This window comes from Streptomyces pratensis (assembly GCF_016804005.1).
Taxonomy (GTDB): Bacteria; Actinomycetota; Actinomycetes; order Streptomycetales; family Streptomycetaceae; genus Streptomyces; species Streptomyces pratensis_A.
In genome coordinates this window covers 1,272,303-1,297,145 of the sequence record NZ_CP051486.1, presented here as the reverse complement: position 1 = coordinate 1,297,145, position 24,843 = coordinate 1,272,303, and the positions used below count along the sequence as shown (strand labels likewise).

Sequence of the window (24,843 nt, the reverse complement as noted above, 5' to 3'; positions counted from 1 at the left end):
GCGGCACGGCAGTCTGGGAACTGGAGGGGCACATGTCTGATCTTCCCCGGAAGGCGGTCACCCGTACCGCGAAGCTGGCAGCTCTGCCGCTCGGCTTCGCCGGCCGTGCCACGTGGGGTCTGGGCAAGCGGATCGGTGGGAAGTCCGCCGAGATCGTGGCACGCGAGGTCCAGCAGCGCACGGCTGATCAGCTCTTCAAAGTGCTTGGCGAGTTGAAGGGCGGTGCGATGAAGCTGGGGCAGGCGCTGTCCGTCTTCGAATCCGCTCTGCCGGAAGATGTCGCGGGCCCCTACCGGGCTGCGCTGACCAAGCTTCAGGAGGCAGCCCCGCCCATGCCGACCCGCACCGTCCACGCGGTGCTGGCGGAGCGGTTGGGCGAGGACTGGCGTGAGCTGTTCAACGAGTTCGAGGACCGTCCTTCTGCCGCGGCATCGATCGGACAGGTACACCGCGCCGTGTGGCACGACGGGCGCGATGTCGCCGTGAAGGTGCAGTACCCGGGCGCCGGCGAGGCGTTGCTGTCGGATCTGACCCAACTCAGCCGTTTCGCAAGGCTGTTGGGCCCACTGGTGCCGGGGATGGATATCAAGCCGCTCATCACGGAGTTGCGCGACCGGGTGTCCGAGGAGCTGGACTACGAGCTCGAGGCCCTTTCCCAGCAGGAGCACGCGGCGGAGTTCGAGAACGATCCGGATGTGGTGATCCCGGGTGTGGTCCACCGGTCCGATCAGGTTCTCGTGACGGAGTGGATAGAGGGAATCCCGTTGTCGGAGGTGATCTCCGACGGCACGGCGGAACAGCGGGACCGGGCGGGCCAGCTGCTGGCGCGGTTCCTGTTCTCAGGGCCTGCGCGCACCGGTCTCCTGCACGCGGACCCCCACCCTGGGAATTTCCGGCTGCTTCCCCCGGCGGAGGTGCCGGCTTCGGACATCGAGGAGCAGGAGGGCGATGCCACCCTTTGGCGCCTGGGGGTAATGGACTTCGGCACGGTGGACCGGCTTCCGGGCGGTCTGCCGCAGACCATCGGCGAAGCCCTGCGGATGACGCTGGAGGGGGACGCCGACGCCGTCTACGCCATGCTGTGTGAGGCCGGCTTCGTCAAGGAGTCGATCGATCTCGAACCGGACGCCGTACTCGACTACCTGCTCCCCATCATCGAGCCGGCGCAGGCCGACGAGTTCACCTTCACCCGCTCCTGGCTGCGCAGCCAGGCCGCCCGGATAGCCGATCCTCGCTCCCCGGCACACCAGTTGGGCAAGCAGCTGAATCTGCCACCGTCCTACCTGCTGATACACCGCGTGACGTTGAGCACGATCGGTGTGCTGTGCCAGCTGGGCGCGACCGTCCGGCTGCGGGACGAGCTGGAGTCATGGCTGCCGGGGTTCATCCTGGAGTACGAACCGGAAGATGGCGGAGCAGAGGAAGGCGAGGCTGTCGAGGTGTAGGGCGGTTCGTCCCTTCGCCCTCCGGTCACCACCACTCGGAGTCGAGCCTGCTCTCGATCGCCCTGATGTGGTCCCGGGCGCAGTCTTCGCAGACGTACTGGCGCCTGCCGTCCTCCACGGAGCAGAGCCACGTCGCAGGTGGGACGTCCGATGCCCAGGTGGTGCCGCAACGGACACACGTCACATGGTCGGCAACCGGCTCCGCGGGGTGATGAGTCTCATCGTCCACCTCGCGACGATAACGCCCTGCGCCGAGCAGCGCGCGTCGCAAAGCACCGCAAAGCCGACCGGCCCCGGCCAGACGCCGGCCAACATCGCAACGCACCACAGGACGTACCGGTCCCGGCCCGACGCCCGTGAACGTCGCAACGCACCACAGGACAGACCGGCCCCGGCCCGACACCCGCGAACGTCGCAACGCACCGCGGGGCCGGCCAGTTGTGGCCGGCCCCGCAGAAGGGGAGGGATGGTGGCTGCCAGATAGGCCGAGCGGTGGCCGGGCAGCCGTGGTGCACCGTACTGCTGGTGGATCTGTCAGTGCATGACGGCCATGGCGAGCGCGCGGCGGGCGCGCATCGAGGCACGCTCCGCACGGCGCTGCATCCGCCGGGCGGCCACCAGGCGCACCGCCTGACGTCCTTCTTCCGCCTCCCTCAGGCGGTCGTGCATATGCGCACGAGCCAGGGCTTCTGGGATGAGTTGCATTTCGCGGGTCCTGTTCTGACGCGAGTCGTTCGCGCCGATGATGGTGACGTCCGGGGTCGCGGAGCCGACGGGCTCCCTCGTGGTCGTGGTCATTGGTGCCTGATTCCGGGGGTCATGAGTCTGGGGACGGTCGATGGTTCCGATGCGCTTGCTTCGTGTGGGGGCCATGACCCCCAGGCCGGCGGTCACGCCGCGACCGGGTTCTTACGCGGACGGCCACGGGGACGCTTGCGGGCGACGACGACGCCCTGGACGAAGAGCTCGCCACCCCAGACGCCCCAAGGCTCGCGACGCTCCTTGGCGCCGGCGAGACAGGCCTCCACCAGCGGACAGGTCCGGCACAGGGACTTGGCGTACTCGACGTCCGCCGGCGACTCGGCGAAGAAGACCTCAGGGTCGTAGGAACGGCAGGGGACAGGTACGCCGAGGTTCTCGATGGCGTCGTCGAGCGCGGTGAGCGCGGTGAGGGGGATCAAGGTGGAGTCCTCCGTGAGGCCGGGCGGGGAGATCGTGTCGGAAGGCGGTACGGACGGGGCGTGCGTCTCGAGTTGCACGGTGGCGTTGTCCTCGTCTGGTCGTGCCGGCCTGTTGGCCGGTTGGCGGCTGGTACCAGGTCCTGCTGTCCCGAGGCTCCCTCGTCTCGTCTCATCCGTTCGGACAAAACAAAAGGGCCGCGGATCCCGAGTGGGGTTCCGCGGCCCTGAAGGCGCCGGCCTGATTCGTATCAGGCTGGATCACTCCAGGGTTCAGGCCCACGGAAGGCCCACATCGTGTGGTGCTGCGTCGTCTGGTGCTGCTTCGTCTGCTTCTTGGCTCCGGCACCGGCTGCCGCAAAGGCATAGGCCAGGGCCTGTCCCTTCACTACTGCTGCTTCCGGTGCCTCGGTCGGTCGCTCATTGCGCTCCCGCACGGGCAGGCTCGCCAGGGACAGCGGGCTGACGGCGGAGACGCCGGACACACGGATGCCACGAAGCGAGAGCTCAGAAGAGCGGGTGAGGCCGAGTGAGCAGGCGGAGACGACCGACGGATCGGTCATTTTGATGGTGTTGATGATGCTGATCACGACAATCGCCTCCTCTCGGCGTCTCAAGGGACCGGCCGGGGCCGATCCTGCGGTATTCGGATAAGTACAGCACGGAGTCAGGGCTTCAGAGAAGACGCTGTTCCCGTGGTTAAGAACCTATGGTGATTGCTGCTGCGGGCGCAAACTATTTTTTCGACGAGTTTTTCTCACACCTCGCCAGGCCCCTCCTCCGGCTCCTGACCCACCGTCCGGCCTGCGCAGATGGCCAGCACATCGGCCCCGAACCTGGTCAGCTTCCGGTTGCCGACCCCGGCGATGACGACGAGTTCGCCCTCGCTCGCCGGCGCCGCCTCGGCGATCGCCATCAGTGTCTTGTCGGTGAAGACGCAGTAGGCGGGCTGGCTGATCCCCTTCGCCTGGCCCGCGCGCCACTCCCGCAGCCGTTCGTACAGTCCCTCGTCCATGTCCGAGGGACAGTCCTCGCAGCGCATCAGCTTCATCTCGCCGGCTTCGGTGAGCGTCTTGCCGCAGACCCGGCACCGCACAGGGCCCCTCCGGCCGGGCCGGGACGGCGTCTGCGTGCCGGCTCCGGCCGCACCCGCACGGGAGCCGCGGTCGATGCCGCCGCCCCCTCCGGTACCGCCCCGTGTGCCGAGTGCGGCCGATCCTGGCCGCAGGCCGTTGAGGAAGCGGGTCGCCCGTCGGTTCCCCCGGCCGCCCGGCGACCGGGACAGGGCCCAGGACAGAGAGAGGTGGAAGCGGGCCCTGGTGACACCGACGTACAGCAGCCGGCGTTCCTCCTCGACCTGTTCGTCCGTCTTGGCGTAGGCGATCGGCATCATGCCCTCGGTGAGCCCGACCAGGAACGCGGCATCCCATTCCAGGCCCTTCGCCGAGTGCAGCGATGCCAGGGTGACGCCCTGGACCGTGGGCGCGTGCTGGGCGGCGGCCCGCTCGTCCAGCTCGGCGACGAGATCGGAGAGCGTCGCGCCGGGCCTGGCCTGCTCGAAGTCCTCGGCCAGCCGCACGAGCGCGGCAAGAGACTCCCAGCGGTCCCGGACCGCCCCCGAGCCGGCGGGCGGCTTGGACGTCCACCCCTTGGTCGAGAGCACGGCACGCACCTCCGAAGGCAGGTCGTCGGCGCCGTCCAGCAGTGAGTCGTTGCCTCCCGCGCGGGCCGCGCCGCGCAGGGCGACGCCCGCCTCCCTCACCTCCGGGCGGTCGAAGAAGCGCTCGGCTCCACGCAGCTGGTAGGGCACACCCGCGTCCGCGAGTGCCTGCTCGTAGACCTCGGACTGTGAATTGACCCGGTACAGCACGGCGATCTCGCCGGCCGGGACCCCGGCCGCGATCAGATCACGGATCCGGCGCGCGGTGCCCTCCGCCTCCGCGGGCTCGTCGGCGTACTCCGTGTAGACGGGTTCAGGACCCTTGTCCCGCTGCGAGACCAGCTCCAGGCGGTGTTCGGCGGCCTTTCCGCGCGCCTGACTCAGCAGGCCGTTGGCCAGATGGACGACCTGTGGTGTGGAGCGGTAGTCCCGCACCAGCTTGACCACCGTCGCGTCCGGGTGGCGGGTGCGGAAATTCAGCAGGTGGTCGGGGGTCGCTCCGGTGAAGGAGTAGATCGTCTGTCCGGCGTCGCCGACCACACAGAGATCGTCCCGGTCCCCGAGCCACAGGTCGAGGAGCCGCTGCTGGAGCGGGCTCACGTCCTGGTACTCGTCGACGACGAAGTGCTGGTACTGACGGCGCACGTGATCGGCGATGTCGTGACGGTCCTGGAGGATGCCGACCGTGAGCAGCAGCACGTCCTCGAAGTCGATCACCGATCGGTCGCGCTTCAGCTGTTCGTACATCGCGTAGATCTGTGAGAGCTCGGCCGGGTCCCGCGGCGCGTCCCGTTGGGTCTTGACGACCGCGGCCGGGTAGTCGGCGGGCACGGTCTGGGTGACCTTGGCCCACTCGATCTCGCTCGTGGCGTCCCGCAGCTCGTTGCGGTCGAGCCGGATCCCGCAGCGGGCCGCGGCCTCGGCCACCAGCTGGACCTTGCGCTCCACGAGACGCGGAAGCTCACCACCGACTGCTTTCGGCCAGAAGTACTGGAGCTGGCGCAGGGCTGCGGAGTGGAACGTGCGGGCCTGGACGCCTGTCGCGCCGAGCTGCCGGAGCCGGCCCCGCATCTCCCCGGCCGCCCGGTTGGTGAAGGTGACGGCGAGCACGGTCGTCGGCTGGAGGATTCCGGCACGCACCCCGTAGGCGATGCGGTGCGTGATCGCCCGCGTCTTGCCCGTACCGGCTCCGGCCAGCACGCACACCGGTCCGCCGAGGGCCAGCGCGACCTCGCGCTGCTCCGGGTCGAGCCCGTCGAGCACGGCGTCCGCGGAGTCGGGGACCTGTGGGAAGAGGGTGGAATGCGTTGCTGCTGTCACCCTGCCATGCTGCCAGGTCGGATGGGGAGGCCGCGGTGGTTGTCCACAGGGGCCGTCGATTGTCGTACCGGCTTCGCGGGTGTCGTGCTGGTACGGGGCGGGTCCGGGGACGGCCCTCGGTCCGACGGCGGGGAATGGTGTCCGGGTCCCGGACGTTCCCTCCATGCGGGACAGTACGCGGACGCGCCTGTCACGCACTTTTCAGCGGGACTTTCCCAGCGGGACACACGAGACAAGGGAGCACCGACGACATGCCGGGCACTGTGACGATGTACAGCACCACGTGGTGCGGCTACTGCCGCCGGCTCAAGGGGCAGATGGATCGCGAGGGCATCGCGTACACCGAGGTCAACATCGAGCAGGACCCGGATTCGGCGGCTTTCGTCGAGAAGGCGAATGGCGGGAACCAGACGGTACCTACCGTGCTCTTCCCGGACGGTTCGACGCTGACGAACCCCTCACTGGCCCAGGTCAAGCAGAAGATCGGCGCCTGACCCGCCACGAGGCACACGACCCCCGACCGGCCCGGCGCCGGTCCGGGGGTCTTCCCATGATCGTCTTCACTCCGGGGGTCTTCTCAGGACCCGCCTGTACGAGGGCACCCCGGCTGTAGCGTGACCGGCATGACGACCGAGGGCGGGGCGGACTCCGAGGCGCTGGCCGGAGGCATGGCGAACGCGGGGGCGGTATTCCGCCGGGGCGCGTCGGTGGACCGCCCGGCACCGCCCCACGCACACGCTCTCCATGCCCACCTTCTCGCGCTGAGGGAGCACGGCTTCGATGCGGCCCCGATTCCCCTGGGACTCACCGCCGACAATCGTGAACAGCTGACTTTCCTTCCCGGTGAGGTGGCTCTGCCACCGTTCCCGCCCTGGGCGCTGACGACGCCTGCCCTCGCATCGGTGGGGGTCCTGCTGCGGCGTCTGCACGACGCCGGTGCCACGGTCACGGCCGACCCGGACGTCGAGTGGCCCCGGGATCTCGCCGACCCGGAGGGGGGAACGGTGGTGTGCCACAACGACGTGTGCCCGGAGAACGTCGTCTTCCGCGACGGCCGCGCCGCCGCCTTGATCGATTTCGACCTGGCCGCACCCGGCCGGCCCCTCTGGGATGTCGCCATGGCCGCCCGCTACTGGGTGCCCATGCTTGATCCCGGGTCCGCGGCGGCGCTGTATCCCGACGCACCGGATGTGCCCTCGCGGCTGCGGATCCTCGCCGACGGCTACGGCCTTCCCCCGGCGGAACGGGCCGAACTGCCCGGCGTGATCGAGCAGACCACGGCGGTCTGCCGTGCCTTCGTCGCCCGCCGTGTGTCCGACGGCGATCCCGTCTACCGCAAGGCGCTGGCCGACCGTGGCGGGTGGCAGCGCTGGGACCGTGCGCAGGCCTGGCTGGCAGCACACCGCGAGATGTTCGCGGACGCTCTGCTGGACTGATGTGCTGCTGCCGCGCCGGAGACGGGGCTTCCTCGCCGGGGAGGCAGCGGCCCTGCGGCCGGTCTTCAGGGCGTGCGGGGCTTGGGGGGCTTCCTCCGCCACCAGCTCGTGCGCCGTACCGCTTCTCCGCCGGGGTCCGGCGCCGGCTCCGAGTCCACCACCGAGTCCGCCACCGAATCCGCTGCCGGCCCCGTGGCGCGGTCCGCCTCCGATTCCCGCACAGCGGCCCTGATGCGGTCGAACGTCGCTATCCGGTTCTGCTTCTCACCGGCCAGGACGAGTCCGACGCAGACCAGCTTGAACCGGTCGTCGCCGAGTGCCTCCCCCACGAAGACCGGAGCACCGGCGCAGCCCTCGGGCACGGTGGAGTCCCAGCGGACGTGGCCGTCGTCCCCGCGTGCCACCTGGCCCACGACGACGGCCTGCAGCCGTGCACCGTCCGTCTGCCCCACGTCGTGGCCCAGGATGTACGCGGGCCGGGGCTCGGCACCGATCCGGGCGATGTCGTCGGGGTGCGCGGCCAGGCCGTCGGTGATCTCGTCGGTCGTCCAGTTCCAGCCCTTGCGCCTGCCATGGGCGTGGAGCCCGGCCGTGGGCATCACGGCGACACCCAGGTCACCGAGAACGGTCCACGCGTCGGCGAAGTCCGTGACGAGGAGCTTCTCCGCGCTCGTCACGGGTTCGCACAGCTCGGGCCGCAGCGTGAGCTCGCCCAGGCCGTAGCGCGTCATCTCCGCCGCCGTCACGAGGTACTGGCTGACGACCTCGGTGCCGGACGTGGCGTCGACGAGATCGTTGAACCAGAAGGCCGTCGCGTGGTTCCGGTCCGCGTTCGCCTGCTTGAAAGCCAGTGTCGAACGGCCGGCGTTGGCCATGAGGGCGTCAATGGTGGCGCCGTGGAGAACGCTCGGTTCGGGCATGAGCGCAGACTCTACCGACGCGTCCCGGCGCGCAGGTGACCGGGTGACCAGGTGACCGGGATGCCCGGGCGACCAGGTAACCGGGATGCCCGGGTGACCGGGCGGCCCGGGTGACCGGGCGGCCAGGTGACCGGCATGCAGCGGTCGTGCCGCCGCCCGCACCGTCAGCCGGCTCCGCCGGGCCTGGGGAGCGGCTTGCCGTACCAGAGCTCGATCAGGCGCGCCGCGATCGAGACTCCGAAGGGGGGCAGCACCTCGCCCGAGTCGAAGGCGGCCGTGAGGTCCTCCCGGGAGAACCAGCGGGCCTCCTCGATCTCCTCACCGTCCACGGTGATCTCCGAGGACACGGCACGTGCCATGAAGCCGAGCATGAGGCTGGAGGGGAACGGCCACGGCTGGCTGGCGATGTACTCGACCTCGCCGACGGTGACCCCCGCCTCCTCGAACACCTCGCGGGCCACCGACTGCTCGATGGACTCCCCCGGTTCGACGAAGCCCGCGAGGGTCGAGAAGCGGCCCTCGGGCCAGTGCACCTGGCGCCCCAGCAGAGCACGGTCCTGGTCGTCCGTGACCAGCATGATCACAGCGGGGTCGGTCCGCGGGTAGTGCTCCGCGCCGCAGGCCTGGCAGCGGCGGATGTGTCCGGCCGCTGCGATGACGGTGCGCTCGCCGCAGCGTGAGCAGAAGCGGTGCAGCCGCTGCCAGTTCTCGAGCGCCACCGCGTGCACCATCAGTCCGGCGTCGCGCGGGCCGAGGAGCATCCCGGCCTCTCGCAGACCGGCGGGCCGCGCGGACTGGTCCATGCGGCCCGGGAGCGAGTCCTTCTGGAGTGCGAAGTAGCGCACGCCGTCCTCGTCGGTGCCCAGGAAGTAGCGGTGGGTCTCGGTGACGGGCGCCTCGAAGGCGGGCGTCATGACGAGCTCGGTGCCGCCGTCGGGGGTGTCGTCGATGAGCGCCTGGCCGCCGGAGACGACGAAGACCCTGGTCGTCGGGTGGCTCCAGGCCGCGGCGAGCCAGGCCTCGTCGAGCCGGTGGTGCGCGGCGCGGTCGATGCCGCTGGGCGCGGTGAGACCGATCGGGCGGTCTGCGGTGGCGTTGTCGAAGGTGCTCACAGGTGCTTCCTACTCCCCCGGGGGTGGATCGGGCGTTCAGAGATTCAGCGGAGTGCGTCTGCCAGTTCGCTCCACAGATGGGCGGTGGTCTCCACACCCTTGAGGAGGAGGTCGAGCTCGACCTTCTCGTCGGGGCCGTGCCAGCCGTCGGACGGTACGGAGATACCCAGGAAGAGGACGGGCGCGCCGAGCACGTCCTGCAGGTCGGCCGCGGGGCCCGAACCTCCCTCACGGGTGAAGAGGATCTTCGTCCCGAAGGCCCGTCCCATGGCGCGGGCCACCGCCTGGAGGGCGGGGTGGTCCAGGGGGGTCAGACAGGGGCGGGTGGCGGGGGCGAAGGTGATGCGGTGTCGGACACCCGCCGGGATACGGGCTTCGGCCCATGTGCGGACCGCTTCCTGGATCAGCTCGGGGTCCTGGCCGGCGACCAGCCGGAAGCTCAGCTTCACCATGGCGGACGAGGGGATGACGGTCTTGCTGCCCGCACCCTGGTAGCCGCCGCCGATGCCGTTGACCTCGGCGGTGGGGCGGGCCCAGATGCGCTCGAGGGTGGAGTAGCCGGCCTCGCCCGCGGTGGCCTGCGACGAGGCCGTGCGCAGCCAGGTGTCCTCGTCGAAGGGAAGCTCGGCGAAGAGGGCGCGCTCGGTTTCGGTGAGTTCGGCGACCCCGTCGTAGAACCCGGGGACCGCGACCCTGCCCTCCGTGTCGTGGAGAGCGCCGACGAGCCGGGCGATCGCCGTCGCGGGATTCGGTACGGCGCCGCCGAACGATCCGGAGTGGATGTCCTGGCCAGGGCCGGACAGCTCGATCTGGCACTCCGCGAGGCCGCGCATGCCGGTGCAGACGGTTGGGGTGTTCTCGTCCCACATGCCGGTGTCGGAGACGATCACGACGTCGGCTGCGAGGCGGGAGGCACGCTCCTCGGCCAGCGCGCGGAAGTGCGGCGACCCGGACTCCTCCTCGCCCTCGACCAGGAGCTTGAGGTGTACCGCCGGGGTCGTGCGGCCGGTCGCGGCGAGGTGGGCCCGGACGCCGAGTGTGTGGAAGAACACCTGGCCCTTGTCGTCGGCCGCGCCGCGTCCGTACATCCTGCCGTCGCGGATCACGGGTTCGAAGGGGTCGCTGTTCCAGCCGTCCTCACGGGCCGCGGGCTGCACGTCGTGGTGACCGTAGACGAGGACGACGGGTGCGCCCGGATCCTCCGACGGCCACTCGGCGAAGACCGCCGGGGCTCCGGCCGTCTCCCAGATCTCGGTGACGGGGAACCCGGTCTCCGCCAGCTTGTCCGACAGCCACTCGGCGCTGCGCCGTACATCCCCGTCGTGCTCCGGCTGAGCGGATACGGACGGGATGCGCAGCCACTCGGCGAGGTCGTCGAGAAAGGCTGTGCGGTGCTGCTCGGTGTACTGACGGACGGCGCTGTCCGGGGTGTCGCTCATGCTCATGAGCCTATCGGCCCGGCGGAGGTGGCTCGTCCAGGAGGAGCTTCTCGAGCTCTTCCCTGCCCGGCAGACCCGCAGGGCGCGCGGTCTCCCCGGTGCGTACGTAGAGGAAGGTCGCGGTGACGGCTTCCAGCGGCAGGCCGTGCAGTTCGGCCCAGGCAAGGCGGTACACGGCGAGCTGGAGCGGGTCGGCCGCGCCGTGCCGGCCGGTCTTCCAGTCGACGATCTCGTACGTGTCGTCCGTGCGGTAGACGGCGTCGATCCGGCCTCGGATCACCCGGCCTCCCAGCGTGATCTGGAACGGTGTCTCGACGCGGTACGGAGTGCGCCGGGCGTACGCGGTGCGCTCGAATGCCTCCTTGAGCTCGGCGAGGTCGCGTTCGTCGGCGATCTCCGCGTCGCTCCCGTCGCCGCCGGGGAGTTCGTCCGGGCCCAGCATGGGCAGCGGCAGTTCCTCGAACCGGGACTCCACCCAGGCGTGGAACCGGGTCCCCCGGCGGGCGGCGGGCTGCGGGGGGCGGGGCATGGGGCGGGCGAGCTCCCGCGTGAAGCCGTCGGGGTCGTCGGCGAGGTGCAGGAGCTGGGTGGCGGAGAGAGTGGCGGGCAGGACGACCTCGCGCACGGCCGCACGGGCGCGGCGCAGCTCACCGGCGAGAGCGTCGAGATCGCGGTCCCAGGAGGCGAGGGTGCGGGAATCCTCCGGGGTGAGGCCGGCGTCCGCCGGGGCACGGGCGGCCGGAACGAGCGGTGCGGGGGGCGCCGGGGGCGGGACGGGCCCGGGATCGTCCGTGCCCTGCCGACCGTCGCGGGACGGAGCGCCGTCCGGTGACGTCCGCGCCCCGGTGGACGGAGCGGACCCGCCGTCCGGGAACGGGTCGTCGTACGGGGCTGCCGCCTCGTCGTACGGCGGGACCTCGTCCTCGTAAGGGGGCTCGGCCTCGTAGGGAGGCTCGTCCTCGTAGGGAGGCTCGGCCTCGTAAGGGGGCTCGGCCTCGTAAGGGGGCTCGGCCTCGTAGGGTGGCTCGGCCTCGTAGGGAGACGGGCCCTCGTGCGGCGGCGCCTGTCCGCGCCGGGGCTCTCCGGTATGCGCGGGCTCCCCGTACGCATCCGGTACGGGCATGGCCGCCAGGGCCTCCAGGTGGGCCAGCACCGTGTCCCGGGCGGCCCGGCGGCGGGCCATGGCCGTGCCGTCGAGCGGCAGCGGCCAGGCCTGGTCTGCGTCCTTCTCCTGGAGCGCCGGGTTCTCCTCGTCCTCCCCGGGCTCGTCCGCCCAGACCTCGATCTCGCCGTACCCGGCCGCGCAGTGCTCGTACAGCGCGTCCAGGAAGGCCGAGGGGCCGCGGGGCTTCTTCTGGGACGGGCCCCACCAGTGGCCGGAGCCGAGCAGCAGGCTGCGGGGGCGGGTGAAGGTGACGTAGCCGAGGCGGAGCTCCTCGGTGTGCTGATGCCCCTTCATCTCCTCCTTGAATGCCTTGAGGCCCTTGGCGTCGAAGGAGTGGAGGCCTGGGAGCGTGGCCGCGTCGCCGCGCAGGGCGTGCGGGAGGACATGGGACTGCGAGGTCCACGCGTCCCGGGACTGTGTGCTGGGGAACTGTCCGCCGACGAGGCCGGGGACGGCGACGACGTCCCATTCCAGGCCCTTGGACTTGTGGGCGGTGAGGACCTTCACGGTGTTCTCACCACCGGGCAGGGCGTTGTCCAGGCCCTTCTCGTACTGCGCGGCGGTGCGCAGGAAGCCGAGGAAGGCGAGCAGGGACGCTTCCCCGTCCACTGCGGCGAAACCGGCCGCGACGTCCAGGAAGTTGGCGAGGGTCTCGCGGCGGCGGGCGGCCAGGGCGTGCGGCGACGCGGAGAGTTCCACTTCGAGGCCGGTGGTCGCGAGGACGCGGTGCAGTACGTCCATGAGGGGATCGGCCAGCGAGCGGCGGAGGTCACGGAGCTCGGCGGCGAGGCGGGCGAAGCGGACGCGGGCCTCCGCGGAGAACGGCAGCCGGTCGTCCTCGGACCCGCCGGACTCCAGGAAGGTGTCGAGGGCGTCCGCCAGCGAGATCACCTCGGCGGGGTCGATGCCCTCGACGGCCTCGGCCAGGCGGTGGTCCGGGTCGGCGTCGTCGTCACCGGGGCCGGAGCGGTGGACGAGGAGGCGGGCCCGGCGCCCCAGGAGTGCGAGGTCCCGCGGCCCGATGCGCCAGCGTGGTCCGGTGAGCAGCCGGACCAGGGAGGCGTTGGCCCCGGGATCCTGGAGGACCTCGCAGACGGCCACGAGGTCGGCGACCTCGGGGAGGTGCAGCAGTCCGGACAGACCGACGACCTCGACAGGGATGTCCCTGGCGACGAGCGCCGCCTGGATGATTGGGAAGTCTCCTGCGGTACGGCACAGGACGGCGATCTCCCCCGGTGCCTTCCCGGTCCGCACGAGGTGGGCGAGCGAGTCGCCGAGCCAGTCGATCTCCTCGGCGTGCGTCCGCAGGAGGGCGCACCGGACCGTGCCGTCCCGCTCGGCTCCGGGCGCGGGGCGCAGCGCCTCGACTCCCTCGTGCATGGCGCGCAGGGGTTCGGCCAGCCCGTTGGCGAGGTGGAGGAGCCGGCCCCCGCTGCGGCGGTTCTCGCTGAGGGAGTAGCGGGTGGCCGGGGTGCCGTCGGCGTGCGGGAAGTGGTGCGGGAAGTCGTCGAGGTTGGCCACGGAGGCGCCACGCCATCCGTAGATGGCCTGGCAGGGGTCGCCGACGGCGGTGACCGCGTGGCCGGCCGTGCCGCTTTCCCCTTCCCCGCCGAACAGTGCGGCCAGGAGGAGTCGCTGGGCGACGGAGGTGTCCTGGTACTCGTCGAGCAGGACGACGCGGAATTCGTCGCGCAGGATCGCGCCGACCTCGGGCCGGGTGAGGGCCAGCTCGGCGGAGAGGGCGATCTGGTCACCGAAGTCGAGGAGATCACGGCTGCGCTTGGCGGCCCGGTAGCGCCGGGTCAGTTCGAGGAGCTCGCGGCGCGCCCCGGCCGTATCGGGGATCTTGCGCAGCTCGGCGTTGGTGAGCCTCGCCGTCTCCAGGGCCTGGAGGAGCCCGGTGTCGTGCTCGGCGAGCTGCTCGGGGCGGACCAGGTGTTCGGCGAGCTCGGCGTCCAGTGCCAGCAGGTCGCTGACGAGAGTGGGGAAGGACCGGGTCAGCGCCGGGTAGGGGCCGGGTGCCTCGCGGAGCACCCGGGCCGCGAGCTGGTACCGGGTGGCGTCGGCGAGGAGGCGGGTGGTGGGTTCGAGGCCGATCCGGAGACCGTGGTCGGTCAGGAGCCGGCCGGCGAAGGCGTGGTAGGTGGAGATGCTGGGTTCGCCCGGAGGGTTGTCCGGGTCGATGGCCTCGGGGTCGGTGACCCCTGCCGCGACGAGGGCCTTGCGGACCCGCTCGGCGAGCTCGCCTGCGGCCTTGTTCGTGAACGTCAGGCCGAGGACCTGCTCCGGGGCGACCTGTCCGGTCCCGACCAGCCACACCACCCGGGCCGCCATCACGGTGGTCTTCCCCGAGCCGGCCCCGGCCACGATCACCTGCGGGGCGGGCGGCGCGGTGATGCAGGCCGTCTGCTCCGGGGTGAAGGGGATCCCGAGGAGCTCCTTGAGCTGCTCGGGATCGGTGATACGGGAGGACACTCCAGGAAGGCTAACCGGACGCACCGACAACCCGGCCCCCGCGGTTTCCGCCGGGCCTCTCATTCGATGATCTGACGGCCTTCGGGCTGCGCGCTGCACGACGTCCTGAAGGTGCAGTGCGCGCAGTGCTGGCCGGTCGAAGGGGTGAACCGTTCGTCCAGGACCCGGCCGGCCGCCGTGGCCAGCAGGTCGGAGACCCATTCCCCGGAGAGGGGTTCCTGCGCCTGCACCTTGGGGAGCGCGTCGCCGCCCTCCTTCTTCGGGGCGGGCTGGCGCAGCTGGACGAGCTCGGCTCCTCCGGGTTCCGGGCGCCTGCCGTCGAACATCTCGTCGACGGCGCCTTCCCTGACCGCCAGCTGGTAGACGGCGAGCTGGGGGTGGGAGGCGACCTCGTCCCTGGTCGGCGCACCCTTTCCGGTCTTGAAGTCGACGACGTACGCCCTGCCCTCGGTGTCCTGTTCCACCCGGTCCATGGAGCCCCGGATTCGCACCGCGTACTCGCCCGCGTCGAGGGTGACGTCGAAGTCGTGCTCGCTGGCGGTGGGGGTGCGGCCCGCACGGTCCATGACGTGCCAGCGCAGGAAGCGTTCCAGGGCCGCGCGTGCCTGGTCCTTCTCCTGCTGCGATTTCCAGGGGGCGTCGAAGACCAGGCCGTCCCATACGGAGTCCAGGCGCTCCATCAGGACGTCCAGGTCGGCGGCGGTACGGCCGGATGCCACCTCGTCGGCGAGCACGTGGACCACGTTGCCGAAGCCCTGCGCCGCGGTCGCCGGGGCGTCGGCCTTCACCTCGCGGCCGAGGAACCACTGGAGGGCGCAGGTGTTGGCGAGCTGGTCGAGCGCGCTCCCGGAGAGCGCGACGGGGTGGTCCCGGTCGCGCAGCGGGACCTCGGAGCGGGTCGGTTCGTTCAGCCCCCACCAGCGGTGGGGGTGGGCGGCGGGCACGAGCGGCTGGCCCTCGTCGTCGGTGAGTGCCGCGAGCCGGGCCAGCCGGTGGGCGGCGGCGTCACGCAGGGCCTCCGATGCGGCGGGGTCGACGGTCGTCGCCCGCAGTTCCGCGACGAGGGAGGCCACCGCGAGCGGGCGCCGGGGGCGTCCGGTGACGTCCCGGGGCTCGACGCCGAGTTCGGTGAGGAAGCGCGAGGGCTGGTCTCCGTCGTCGGCGGGTGCCTTGACAGCGGTGACCACCAGACGTTCCCGGGCCCGGGTGGCAGCCACGTAGAACAGGCGGCGTTCCTCGGCCAGGAGCGCCCCCGGGGTGAGGGGTTCGGCCAGGCCGTCGCGCCCGATCCGGTCCGCCTCCAGGAGCGATCCCCGGCGGCGCAGGTCGGGCCAGAGCCCCTCCTGCACCCCGGCGACGACCACCAGGCGCCATTCCAGGCCCTTGGAGCGATGCGCGGTCATCAGGCGTACGGCGTCGGGGCGTACGGCGCGCCGGGACAGGGTGTCGGCGGCGATGTCCTGGGCGTCGATCTCCTCCAGGAAGTTGAGCGCGCCGCGCCCGCCGGTGCGTTCCTCGGCGCGTGCGGCCGTGTCGAAGAGGGCGCATACGGCGTCGAGGTCCCGGTCGGCGTTCCGTCCGCCCGCGCCGCCCCGCAGAGCCGCCCGCTCCAGGCGGCCGGGCCAGGAGGTGCCGTTCCAGAGGACCCACAGGGCCTCTTCGGCGGTGCCGCCGTTCTCCAGGAGTTCGCGGGCCTCGCGCAGGAGCGCGCCGAGGCGCTGGGCTCCGCGGGCGTACGCGGGGTCGTGCGTGGCGAGACGCTCGGGCTCGGCCAGCGCCAGGGCCAGCAGTTCGCCGGACGGCGGCGGTACGCGATGCCCGGCAGCTCTCTCCTCGTCACGCAGGGCACGGCCGAGGCGGCGCAGGTCGGCGGCGTCCATCGAGCCGAGTGGCGAGGTGAGGAGGGCGAGGGCGGTCTCGGTGTCGAGCCGTCCGGGTACCGCCCGGTCGCCACCGGCTACGGGCCCGTCCTCCGGCCCCCCGGGCGCACCGTCCTCCAGATGGCCGAGCACGCCGTCCTCCGGACCCCCGAAAGCCTCGTCCGCCGGATCCCCCAGCACGCCGTCCTCCGGACCCCCGAACGCCTCGTCCGCCGGATCCCCGAGCACGCCGTCCTCCGGACCCCCGAACGCCTCGTCCGCCGGGTCCCCAGGCGCACCGTCCCCGAGCGCACCGTCCCCGAGCGCAACGTCCTCGGACGCGCCGGCCTCCGCGTCCCCGGGCGTCGCGGGGTGAAGCGCCGCCGTGGCGACCGCGCGCAGGGCGGTCAGGAGCGGGGCGACCGCGGGCTCGTGGCGCAGGGGAAGATCGTCGCCGTCGATCTCGAGCGGGACCCCGGCGGAGGTGAGCGCCCGGCGCACGACGGGGATCGAACGGCCGCCGGCGCGTACGAGGACCGCCATGTCCCTCCAGGGCACACCCTCCTCCAGGTGCGCGCGCCGGAGCAGATCGGCGATGTTCTCCAGCTCCGTGGAAGGGGTCGGATAGGTGTACGTCTCGACGCGCCCCCCTCCCCGCACGGCGGACAGCTCGCGGTGGGCGCGGACCTTGTCGGAGGGCAGGCGGGTGAGCGGCATCCGGCAGGTGAGCAGCCGGGTGGCCTCGAGCAGGATCGCGCCGGAGCGGCGCGAGGTCGTGAGGACCCCGACGGGGGCGGGCGCGCCGTCGGCGCGGCGGAAGGTGTCCGGGAAGTCGAGGATGCCGTTCACATCGGCACCCCGGAAGGCGTAGATCGACTGGTCGGGGTCGCCGAAGGCGATGAGCGTCCGGCCGCCTCCGGTGTCCGGAGCGCCGGTACCCCGGTTCCCGGCCAGCGCGTGCAGCAGCCTGACCTGGGCGGGGTCGGTGTCCTGGTACTCGTCGACGAACACGGCGTCGTAGCTCCGGGCCAGTTCCGCCGCCACCTCCGGCCGTTCGGCGAGCAGGACGGCCCGGTGGACGAGTTCCGCGTAGTCGAGGACGCCCTGGGCGTCGAGGACGTCCAGGTACTCGGCGAGGAACTGGGCGGCGGCGCTCCAGTCGGGGCGGCCCGTGCGGCGGGCGAACGCCGCCAGGGCGTCCGGGCCGAGGCCGAGCTCACGGCTGCGGGCCAGCACCGCACGCACCTCGTCGGCGAAGCCCCGGGTGGTCAGGCAGGCGCGCAGCTCGTCGGGCCAGCGGACATGGGCCAGCCCGGACCGCTCCAGGCCGAGCTGTCCTGCCAGGAGTTCACGGACGGTGACGTCCTGCTCCGGCCCGGAGAGCAGGCGCAGCGGGTCGGCGAAGAGGTCCGCGTCCTGGTGGGCGCGGACCAGGGCATAGCAGTACGAGTGGAAGGTGGTGGCCTGCGGGCCCCGGGTACCGCCGAGCCGGGCCGCCATCCTGTCGCGCAGTTCGACCGCCGCCTTGCGGCTGAAGGTGAGGACGAGGATCCGGGCGGGGTCGGTCCCCCGGGCCACCCGCCGGGCGACCGCCTCGACCAGCGTCGTGGTCTTGCCCGTGCCCGGTCCGGCGAGAACGAGCAGCGGGCCGTCCCGGTGATCAACCACGGCTCGTTGCGGTGCGTCCAGGAGAGGGGGGTCCACGGAGCCCGGGGGCGTGCGCACCAGCCGGTACGCGCCCGGAGCCCGCCGCCGTGCCTGACGGTGCGGGCTGTTCCGGGTGGTGGAGGAGGAGCTCACGTGGATCGCCGGTCCTGGTGGTTGTACTCGGTCTGCGCGGCGGCCGGCCAGGGGGTGGCGGCCCGGGTGTGACGGGTGGTGGGTGACGGACGGTGCTGAGGGCCGGCGGAGCGGGCCCGGTCGTGACGGAGACTGAAGAGGGGGCGGAGCGTGCCGCGTGTGGACGACGCTACGCCAGCGGCGGGGCGGAAATCAGGCAGTGGAAAGCGTCCCCCGTCACACGAGGAGCCCGTCGGCTCACCGGTGCGTCCCGTTCCCCGGCCAGGCGCCCGTCCCGGCGGGGCACGATGGCGGAAGCTGTCAGGTGTGAGCTTCCTCGCCCGGACGGCCGGTGACGCCGTCCCATCTTGCGCGTTTCATGTCGAGGCGCGGGACGTGCCCCTCCGCGTCGCGCGGTGCCGGGCGCAGCGGAGTGCCCTCCTCGCGGTAGTGGCCGAGCGCCCGCAGTTCATGGCCCGGCAGCAGCAGCCCGTCGGCCCGCACCACTCGCCACCAGGGCACCGCGGAGCCGTACAGAGCCATCGCCCGGCCGACCTGTCTGGGCCCGCCGTCACCGAGCCACTCCGCGACATCGCCGTACGTCATGACACGGCCTGGCGGGATGAGGTCCGCCACGTCCAGGACCCGCTCGGCGTAGAGGGGCAGCTCCGCGGTCACGGGTTCGGCGGGCGCGGCCCCGGTCCGGCTGCCGCTCGTCCGGTCTTCGCTCATCCGTCCCATCCTGCCGTACGCCACCGACAACCGGCCCGGTCCGGTGTCGTACCGGTCACACACCGTGCACGCGCGGGCGAAGCAGCGTATGTTGCGCATCGCGCCCGCGCAATGCACCCTGATGCCCCCCTCTGTCTGCAGGCCGTGCCACCATCATGCGGGCGGTGACCGGTGATACGAGAACACGAAGATTCATCAGAGGCTAAGGAGCAGGGCGTGCAGCCACCGAAGGCGGCGGGCGCCTCTGACGCCGAGCCGCGCCCGGACGCACCCGACGCCCCGGGTGCCGGTGCTCCGGACACCGAGGAGGCCACCGGGCACTCCCTCTCGGGATCGACACTCGCCTCGGCCGGCACGAGCCTGACGGACCGCGTCTCGGGCGACGAGCCCCTGCTGCCCGCCCGGGTCCACCGCCCCTCCGATCTGCTGCGGCTCCTCGTCGGTGTCCTCGCGATCGCTCTGCTGTTCTCCATCGCCGCGTTCGCCCAGGGGACCACCACCGGTCTCGAGGACGACATCTCCAAGGGCACCGACCAGGCCCCGGATCTGCTGATCAAGATCGCGGGCCTGGTGTCCAGCATCGCCGTGCTCCTCGTGCCGGTCGCCTTCGCGATCGAACGTCTGGTGAAACGCGACGGGCTGCGGATCGCGGACGGTGTACTCGCCGCCGTACTGGCCCACGGGGTGACCCTGGCCACCGATCTCTGGGTCGCCAGGTCGGCTCCCGGGACGATCCGGGAGGCCCTGACACAGCCCCAGCCGGGTGACGCGCTCACCGACCCCGTGCACGGGTATCTCGCGCCCGTCATCGCCTACATGACGGCGGTCGGGATGGCCCGCAGACCGCGCTGGCGGGTCGTGCTGTGGGTGGTGCTGCTCCTGGACGCCTTCGCGATGCTGGTCGGCGGCTACACCACCCCGTTCTCGATCGTCCTCACCGTGCTGATCGGCTGGACCGTGGCGTACGGCACGCTGTACGCGGTCGGCTCGCCGAACGTCCGCCCGACCGGTCAGCACCTGATGGCCGGTCTGCGCCACGTCGGCTTCCGCCCGGTCGCCGCGATGCGCACCGAGGACACGGCCGACAACACCGACCAGAGCGACCAGGGGCGCCGCTATCTGGTCACCCTGGAGGACGGGCCACCGCTGGACGTGACGGTCGTCGACCGCGAACAGCAGGCCCAGGGCTTCTTCTACCGGGTGTGGCGCAGGCTCACCCTCCGCAGCATCACCCAGCGCCGCTCCATCCAGTCGCTGCGCCAGGCCCTGGAACAGGAAGCGCTCCTCGCGTACGCGGCGATCGCCGCCGGTGCCAACGCGCCCAAGCTGATCGCCACGTCCGAACTCGGGCCCGACGCCGTGATGCTCGTCTACGAGCACATCGGAGGGCGCTCGCTGGACGCCATGGAGGACGAGGAGATCACCGACGACCTGGTGCGCGGAGCCTGGCGCCAGGTGAAGGCCCTCCAGTCGCGGCGGATCGCGCACCGCAGGCTCACCGGGGACGCCATCCTGGTGGATCGTTCCGGCACGGTGTTCGTCACGGACCTGCGGGGCGGCGAGATCGCGGCCGGGGACCTGATCCTGCGCATGGACGTGGCCCAGCTGCTCACCACCACCGGCCTGCGGGTGGGCGCCGAACGGGCCGTCGCCGGGGCACTCGCCGTGCTCGGGCCCGACGCCGTCGCCGACTGCCTGCCGCTGCTCCAGCCGATCGCGCTGAGCCGCTCCACCCGGGCGACGCTCCGCAGACTCGCCCGGGAGCGTTCGCAGCGGGAGCGTGAGGCGGTGCTGGAGGCCTCGCAGGCGGCCAAGGAGGCGAAGGCCGAGGAGCACGACACCTCGGCGGCCAACGACCGCAAGGCCGTCCGCAAGTCCCTGCGCACCGAGAAGCAGGCCGAGAAGCGGGCGATCGACGATGCGATGGAGGAGGCCCGCGAGGAGGACATGCTGGCCCAGATCCGCCGCCAGGTGCTGCTGATCAGGCCGCAGGCGCCGGTCGAGCCGGTCCGCCTGGAGCGCATCAAGCCGCGGACCCTCTTCAGCTTCATCGCGGGCGCCATCGCCGCCTACTTCCTGATCTCGCAGGTCACCAAGGCCGACTTCGGGACGGTCGTGGAGCAGGCGGAGTGGGGGTGGGTGGCTGCGGCGCTGGGCTTCTCGGCCCTGAGCTACGTCGCCGCGGCCATGAGCCTGCTCGGCTTCGTGCCCGAGCGGGTGGCATTCGGGAAGACTGTTCTCGCGCAGGTCGCGGGGTCGTTCGTGAAGATCGTGGCCCCCGCCGCGATCGGCGGTGTCGCTCTGAACACACGCTTCCTGCAACGCGCCGGGGTGCGCCCGGGGCTCGCCGTCGCGAGCGTGGGCGCGTCCCAGCTGTTCGGTCTCGGCTGCCACATCCTGCTGCTCGCCCTGTTCGGCTATCTGACCGGCACGGAGAGGACCCCGGACTCGCTCACCCCGTCGAGGACGGTCATCGCGGGCCTGCTCACGGTCGCCGTTCTCGTACTGGTCGTGACCGCGATCCCCTTCCTCCGGAAGTTCGTCGTCACCCGCGTGCGGTCGCTGTTCGCCGGCGTCGTGCCCCGCATGCTCGACGTGGTGCAGCGTCCGCAGAAGCTGGTCACCGGCATCGGCGGCATGCTGCTGCTGACCGGGCTGTTCGTCCTGTGCCTCGACGCGTCGATCCGCGCCTTCAGTGGTCCCGGCGTCCCCGAGCTCAGCTACGCGAGCATCGCGGTGGTCTTCCTCGCGGGCAACGCCCTCGGGTCGGCGGCCCCCACCCCGGGCGGCATGGGCGCCGTCGAGGGGGCACTGACCCTGGGTCTGATCGCTGTGGGCCTGCCGTCGGAGGCCGCGGTACCGTCCGTGCTGCTGTACCGCGTGATGACGCTGTGGCTGCCGGTCCTCCCCGGCTGGATCTGCTTCAACCAGCTGACCCGCAAGGGCGAGCTCTGACCGAACCGCGCGGGCGAGCCCCCGGCCGACCGCCGGGGCGACCCCCTGCGGGCCCGCAGGGGCGAGACGGGCACCCGTAAGGCGGACGCAGGAACACTTGTGCGGAAGCGCACCACTCGCATGGACCGCGCCCCGCGCGTTCCCCCGCGACCCGCCGCACGATGGGCTCATGAGGACCTCTCCCGCTCTGCGCGCCGCCGCCCTCGCCGCCACCGCCAGCGTGCTGCTGCCGCTGGCCGCCTGTTCGGACGACGGCGGCGACGGAGATCCGGAGAGGTCCACGCCGAAGGCCGCGTCGACGGCGGCCCCCACCGCGACGGCGGAGGAACTGTCCTCCCAGAAGCTCGACTGGAAGCCCTGCCCGGCCCCGAACGCGGCCCAGGGAAGTGGTCCGTCTCCCTCGCCCCTGCCGGGAGGGGCGAACTGGGAGTGCTCCTTCATGGACGTCCCCCTCGACTACTCGGACCCGGAGGGCCGGACCATCGAACTGGCGCTCATCCGCGCCGCCGCCAGGAACCAGGAGCGGCGGATCGGCTCGCTGATCTTCAACTTCGGCGGGCCGGGCGCCTCCGGTGTCGCCACGCTGCCGTCCTTCGGCACCGCCTACGACTCGCTCCGCTCCCGCTACGACCTGGTGAGCTTCGACCCGCGCGGGGTCGGGCGCAGCGAGGGCGTCGAGTGCTCGGACGACGAGGCGCTCGACGCGCGGTACGAGCAGGACGGCACACCGGACGACGCCGAGGAGGAAAAGGCGTTCGTCGAGGACCAGAAGTCCTACATCGCGGACTGCGAGGAGAACTCCGGGGACGAACTGCCCTACGTCGGCACGACGAACGCGGCGCGGGACCTCGATCTCATGCGCCAGGTACTCGGCGACGACAAGCTGTACTACTTCGGGATCTCGTACGGCACCGAACTGGGCGGCGTCTACGCCCACCTGTACCCCGAGAAGGTCGGCCGGGCCGTCCTGGACGCGGTCGTCGACCCCACGGAGGACTCACTGCAGTCCTCGCTCGGCCAGGCGGAAGGTTTCCAGCTCGCCCTGGACAACTTCACCGCCGACTGCGCCGAGCGCGACGACTGCCGACTCCCCGGCGCCACCTCGCAGGAGGTCCAGGACTGGATCACCGGTCTCCTGGACAAGCTGGAGAAGAAGCCCGTCCCCGGCCTGGGTGAACGGGAACTGACGCAGACCCAGGCCACCACGGGTATCGCCTCGGCGCTCTACTCGAAGGAGACCTGGCCACTTCTCGAACAGGGACTCGACGAGGCGGACGGCGACAACGGCGGCCTTCTGCTCGCGCTCGCCGACTCCTTGAACGGCCGCTCCGAGGACGGGCACTACGACAACTCGAACGCCGCGAACGCGGCCATCAACTGCGCGGACTCCGAACAGCGGTTCACCCTGGAACAGACCAGGAAGGCGCTCCCCGAGTTCCGCAAGGCGTCCCCCGTGTTCGGGGACTACCTGGCCTGGGGGCTGATGTCCTGCACCGGCTGGCCCGTCGCGGGCGCGTGGGACACCCCCGACGTCAGCGCGCCGGGTTCCGCCCCGATCCTGGTCATCGGCAACACAGGGGACCCCGCGACCCCGTACGCCGGCGCGAAGGCGATGGCCGCCGAACTCGGCAAGGGGGTCGGGATCGAGCTCACGTACAAGGGCGAGGGTCACGGCGCGTACAACGGCGGCAGCACGTGTGTGCAGCGCGCTGTGGACGGCTACCTGCTCGAAGGGAAGGTCCCGAAGTCGGGAACGGTCTGCGGGTGACCGGTCGTTGGACGACCGGACGTCGGTGACACCCCGGACACTCCGGTCGGCGGCCTTCGGGCACGGGGGAGGGAGCGCGCATGCGCCTACGGCGACGGGCCCGCGGGGGCGCCGCACCCGTTGCGGCCCTGCTGGTGGCGACGGCCCTCGCAGGCTGCGACGACGGCCCGGCGCCACCTCGGTCTTCACAGGACTCCTCCCGGCCCCTGGACTGGGGGCGCTGCGCCGCCCCGGAGGGCGGCACCGCGCCCGGCCCCGGCTGGCGGTGCGCCACCCTCGACGTACCCCTGGACCACGCACAGCCGGACGGGGAGACGATCGGTATCGCGCTGATCCGCAGGGCGGCCACGAAGAAGAGCGAGCGGATCGGCTCGATGCTCTTCAACTTCGGTGGCCCCGGCGGCTCGGGAGTGGACATCCTGCCGCGCGCCGCGGATTCGTACAGGGAGCTCAACACCCGCTACGACCTGGTGGGCTTCGACCCCCGTGGCGTCGCCGCCAGCGCGGGGGTCCGCTGCCGGAGCGACCGGGACCAGGAGACGGCCTACCGCGAGGTGGACATGACCCCGGACACCGCCGCGGAGGAGGCCGCGTTCGTCGCCGACGGCACGGACTTCGGTGCCGGCTGCGAGCGTCTCTCCCCCGCCGTGCTCCCCCATGTCGGCACGACGAACGCCGCCCGGGACATGGACGCGATCCGCCGTGCGCTCGGCGACGGCAAACTGTCGTACCTCGGCATCTCGTACGGCACGGAGCTCGGCGCGACCTATGCGCACCTCTTCCCGGAGACCGTGGGAAGGGTCGTCCTGGACGCCGTCGTCGACCCGACGGCGGACTCGGTGGGCCACGCCCGTAATCAGGCGACGGGTTTCCAGCGAGCGCTGGACAACTATCTGAAGGACCGGGGCCAGGACCCGGCGGCGGGTACCAGGCGGATAGCGGACCTGCTGGAGCGGCTCGACGCGGAGCCGCTGCCGACCGCCTCCGGCCGCGAGCTCAACGAATCGCTCGCCGTCATCGGCATCGTGACCCCCCTCTACTCGAAGAACGACTGGCCCGACCTGACGGCAGCGCTCGACGAGGCGGAGAACAGCGGCAGGGGTGACCGTCTCCTCCGGCTGGCCGATTCGTACAACGGCCGCGACGAGGAAGGACGTTACGAAACCCGGAGCCACTCCCAGCGGGCGATCTCCTGCGCCGACGCCAAGGCGCGTCCGACGGCTGCCGAGGCCCGGGCGTCGCTCCCCGGGTTCCGGGCGCTGTCGCCGGTCTTCGGCCCGTTCCTGGCCTGGGACACGGCCGGCTGGTGCGCGGGGTGGCCGGTCGAAGGGGAGCACGACACACCGGAGGCGAGCGCCCCGGGAGCCGCCCCCATCCTGGTCATCGGCACGACGGGAGACCCGGCGACCCCGTACGAGGGCGCGCGGCGGATGGCGGACGAACTGGGTGAAGGGGTCGGCGTCATGCTGACCAACAAGGGCGAGGGGCACGGCTCGTACGGCGAGAGCGCATGCGTGACCTCACTCGTCGACGCCTACTTCCTGGAGGGGAAGGTCCCGGCGGACGGGCGCACCTGCCCCTGAGGCCGGGCGGCACGTCC

At 71.9% G+C, this 24,843-nt stretch carries 17 protein-coding genes; 6 read left to right on the top strand and 11 right to left on the bottom strand.

Going from position 1 to position 24,843, the window contains the following annotated elements:
• The first annotated feature begins 32 nt into the window (after positions 1-32).
• The gene (locus HED23_RS05795) at positions 33-1,445 is read left to right on the top strand and encodes an ABC1 kinase family protein (RefSeq protein ID WP_203182348.1); all 1,413 of its coding nucleotides are present in this window, start codon (positions 33-35) and stop codon (positions 1,443-1,445) included.
• A gap of 25 nt (positions 1,446-1,470) precedes the next feature.
• Here the strand turns inward: HED23_RS05795 and HED23_RS05790 are convergent, their stop codons facing one another.
• The 5 genes from HED23_RS05790 to HED23_RS05770 form a co-directional block, all read right to left on the bottom strand.
• Positions 1,471-1,674 carry a hypothetical protein gene (locus HED23_RS05790; protein ID WP_203182347.1) on the bottom strand — a complete coding sequence of 68 codons (204 nt, stop codon included), beginning with the start codon at positions 1,672-1,674 and terminating at the stop codon, positions 1,471-1,473.
• 305 nt (positions 1,675-1,979) lie between these two features.
• The gene (locus HED23_RS05785) at positions 1,980-2,339 is read right to left on the bottom strand and encodes a hypothetical protein (RefSeq protein WP_203182346.1); all 360 of its coding nucleotides are present in this window, start codon (positions 2,337-2,339) and stop codon (positions 1,980-1,982) included.
• Positions 2,336-2,704: a WhiB family transcriptional regulator gene (locus tag HED23_RS05780; protein WP_033298139.1), complete on the bottom strand. Its 369-nt coding sequence runs from the start codon at positions 2,702-2,704 to the stop codon at positions 2,336-2,338. Before HED23_RS05780 ends, HED23_RS05785 begins: the two co-directional genes overlap by 4 nt.
• A gap of 170 nt (positions 2,705-2,874) precedes the next feature.
• On the bottom strand, positions 2,875-3,213 hold the full coding sequence (locus HED23_RS05775; RefSeq protein ID WP_203182345.1) for a hypothetical protein: 339 nt from the start codon (positions 3,211-3,213) through the stop codon (positions 2,875-2,877).
• A gap of 167 nt (positions 3,214-3,380) precedes the next feature.
• Complete coding sequence (locus tag HED23_RS05770; RefSeq protein ID WP_203182344.1) at positions 3,381-5,603, bottom strand: ATP-dependent DNA helicase UvrD2; 2,223 nt, start codon at positions 5,601-5,603, stop codon at positions 3,381-3,383.
• Between the two features lie 251 nt (positions 5,604-5,854).
• Here HED23_RS05770 and HED23_RS05765 point away from each other — a divergent pair, with 251 nt between their 5' ends.
• Together HED23_RS05765 and HED23_RS05760 are read left to right on the top strand one after the other, a co-directional pair.
• A complete protein-coding gene (locus tag HED23_RS05765) occupies positions 5,855-6,097 on the top strand; it encodes a mycoredoxin (RefSeq protein ID WP_203182343.1) in 243 nt (80 codons plus the stop codon).
• A 129-nt stretch (positions 6,098-6,226) separates the two neighbouring features.
• On the top strand, positions 6,227-7,039 hold the full coding sequence (locus tag HED23_RS05760; RefSeq protein WP_203182342.1) for a phosphotransferase: 813 nt from the start codon (positions 6,227-6,229) through the stop codon (positions 7,037-7,039).
• Between the two features lie 65 nt (positions 7,040-7,104).
• On the opposite strand, the gene HED23_RS05755 is transcribed toward HED23_RS05760, so the two are convergent.
• From HED23_RS05755 to HED23_RS05730, 6 genes are all read right to left on the bottom strand, one after another.
• Positions 7,105-7,959: a hypothetical protein gene (locus HED23_RS05755; RefSeq protein ID WP_203182341.1), complete on the bottom strand. Its 855-nt coding sequence runs from the start codon at positions 7,957-7,959 to the stop codon at positions 7,105-7,107.
• Positions 7,960-8,123: 164 nt separating this feature from the next.
• The gene (gene nudC / locus HED23_RS05750; RefSeq protein ID WP_203182340.1) at positions 8,124-9,071 is read right to left on the bottom strand and encodes an NAD(+) diphosphatase; all 948 of its coding nucleotides are present in this window, start codon (positions 9,069-9,071) and stop codon (positions 8,124-8,126) included.
• Positions 9,072-9,115: 44 nt separating this feature from the next.
• Complete coding sequence (locus HED23_RS05745) at positions 9,116-10,510, bottom strand: dipeptidase (RefSeq protein ID WP_203182339.1); 1,395 nt, start codon at positions 10,508-10,510, stop codon at positions 9,116-9,118.
• Positions 10,511-10,520: 10 nt separating this feature from the next.
• The gene (locus HED23_RS05740; RefSeq protein ID WP_203182338.1) at positions 10,521-14,150 is read right to left on the bottom strand and encodes an ATP-dependent DNA helicase; all 3,630 of its coding nucleotides are present in this window, start codon (positions 14,148-14,150) and stop codon (positions 10,521-10,523) included.
• A 59-nt stretch (positions 14,151-14,209) separates the two neighbouring features.
• Positions 14,210-17,809: an ATP-dependent helicase gene (locus HED23_RS05735; RefSeq protein WP_203182337.1), complete on the bottom strand. Its 3,600-nt coding sequence runs from the start codon at positions 17,807-17,809 to the stop codon at positions 14,210-14,212.
• Positions 17,810-18,109: 300 nt separating this feature from the next.
• Positions 18,110-18,520: an MGMT family protein gene (locus tag HED23_RS05730; RefSeq protein ID WP_238441853.1), complete on the bottom strand. Its 411-nt coding sequence runs from the start codon at positions 18,518-18,520 to the stop codon at positions 18,110-18,112.
• Positions 18,521-18,736: 216 nt separating this feature from the next.
• Between HED23_RS05730 and HED23_RS05725 the strand changes: the two genes are divergently transcribed.
• From HED23_RS05725 to HED23_RS05715, 3 genes are all read left to right on the top strand, one after another.
• The gene (locus HED23_RS05725) at positions 18,737-21,475 is read left to right on the top strand and encodes a lysylphosphatidylglycerol synthase domain-containing protein (RefSeq protein ID WP_203182335.1); all 2,739 of its coding nucleotides are present in this window, start codon (positions 18,737-18,739) and stop codon (positions 21,473-21,475) included.
• A gap of 169 nt (positions 21,476-21,644) precedes the next feature.
• Positions 21,645-23,243 carry an alpha/beta hydrolase gene (locus HED23_RS05720; protein WP_203182334.1) on the top strand — a complete coding sequence of 533 codons (1,599 nt, stop codon included), beginning with the start codon at positions 21,645-21,647 and terminating at the stop codon, positions 23,241-23,243.
• Positions 23,244-23,323: 80 nt separating this feature from the next.
• Positions 23,324-24,826 carry an alpha/beta hydrolase gene (locus HED23_RS05715; RefSeq protein WP_203182333.1) on the top strand — a complete coding sequence of 501 codons (1,503 nt, stop codon included), beginning with the start codon at positions 23,324-23,326 and terminating at the stop codon, positions 24,824-24,826.
• The last annotated feature ends 17 nt before the right edge of the window (positions 24,827-24,843 follow it).

Coding starts and splice junctions, on each gene's coding strand:
- HED23_RS05765 (WP_203182343.1), top strand. CDS start 5,855: ATGCCGGGCACTGTGACGATGTACAGCACCACGTGGTGCGGCTACTGC.
- HED23_RS05745 (WP_203182339.1), bottom strand. CDS start 10,510: ATGAGCGACACCCCGGACAGCGCCGTCCGTCAGTACACCGAGCAGCAC.
- HED23_RS05720 (WP_203182334.1), top strand. CDS start 21,645: ATGAGGACCTCTCCCGCTCTGCGCGCCGCCGCCCTCGCCGCCACCGCC.
- HED23_RS05760 (WP_203182342.1), top strand. CDS start 6,227: ATGACGACCGAGGGCGGGGCGGACTCCGAGGCGCTGGCCGGAGGCATG.
- HED23_RS05795 (WP_203182348.1), top strand. CDS start 33: ATGTCTGATCTTCCCCGGAAGGCGGTCACCCGTACCGCGAAGCTGGCA.
- HED23_RS05755 (WP_203182341.1), bottom strand. CDS start 7,959: ATGCCCGAACCGAGCGTTCTCCACGGCGCCACCATTGACGCCCTCATG.
- HED23_RS05715 (WP_203182333.1), top strand. CDS start 23,324: ATGCGCCTACGGCGACGGGCCCGCGGGGGCGCCGCACCCGTTGCGGCC.
- HED23_RS05730 (WP_238441853.1), bottom strand. CDS start 18,520: ATGAGCGAAGACCGGACGAGCGGCAGCCGGACCGGGGCCGCGCCCGCC.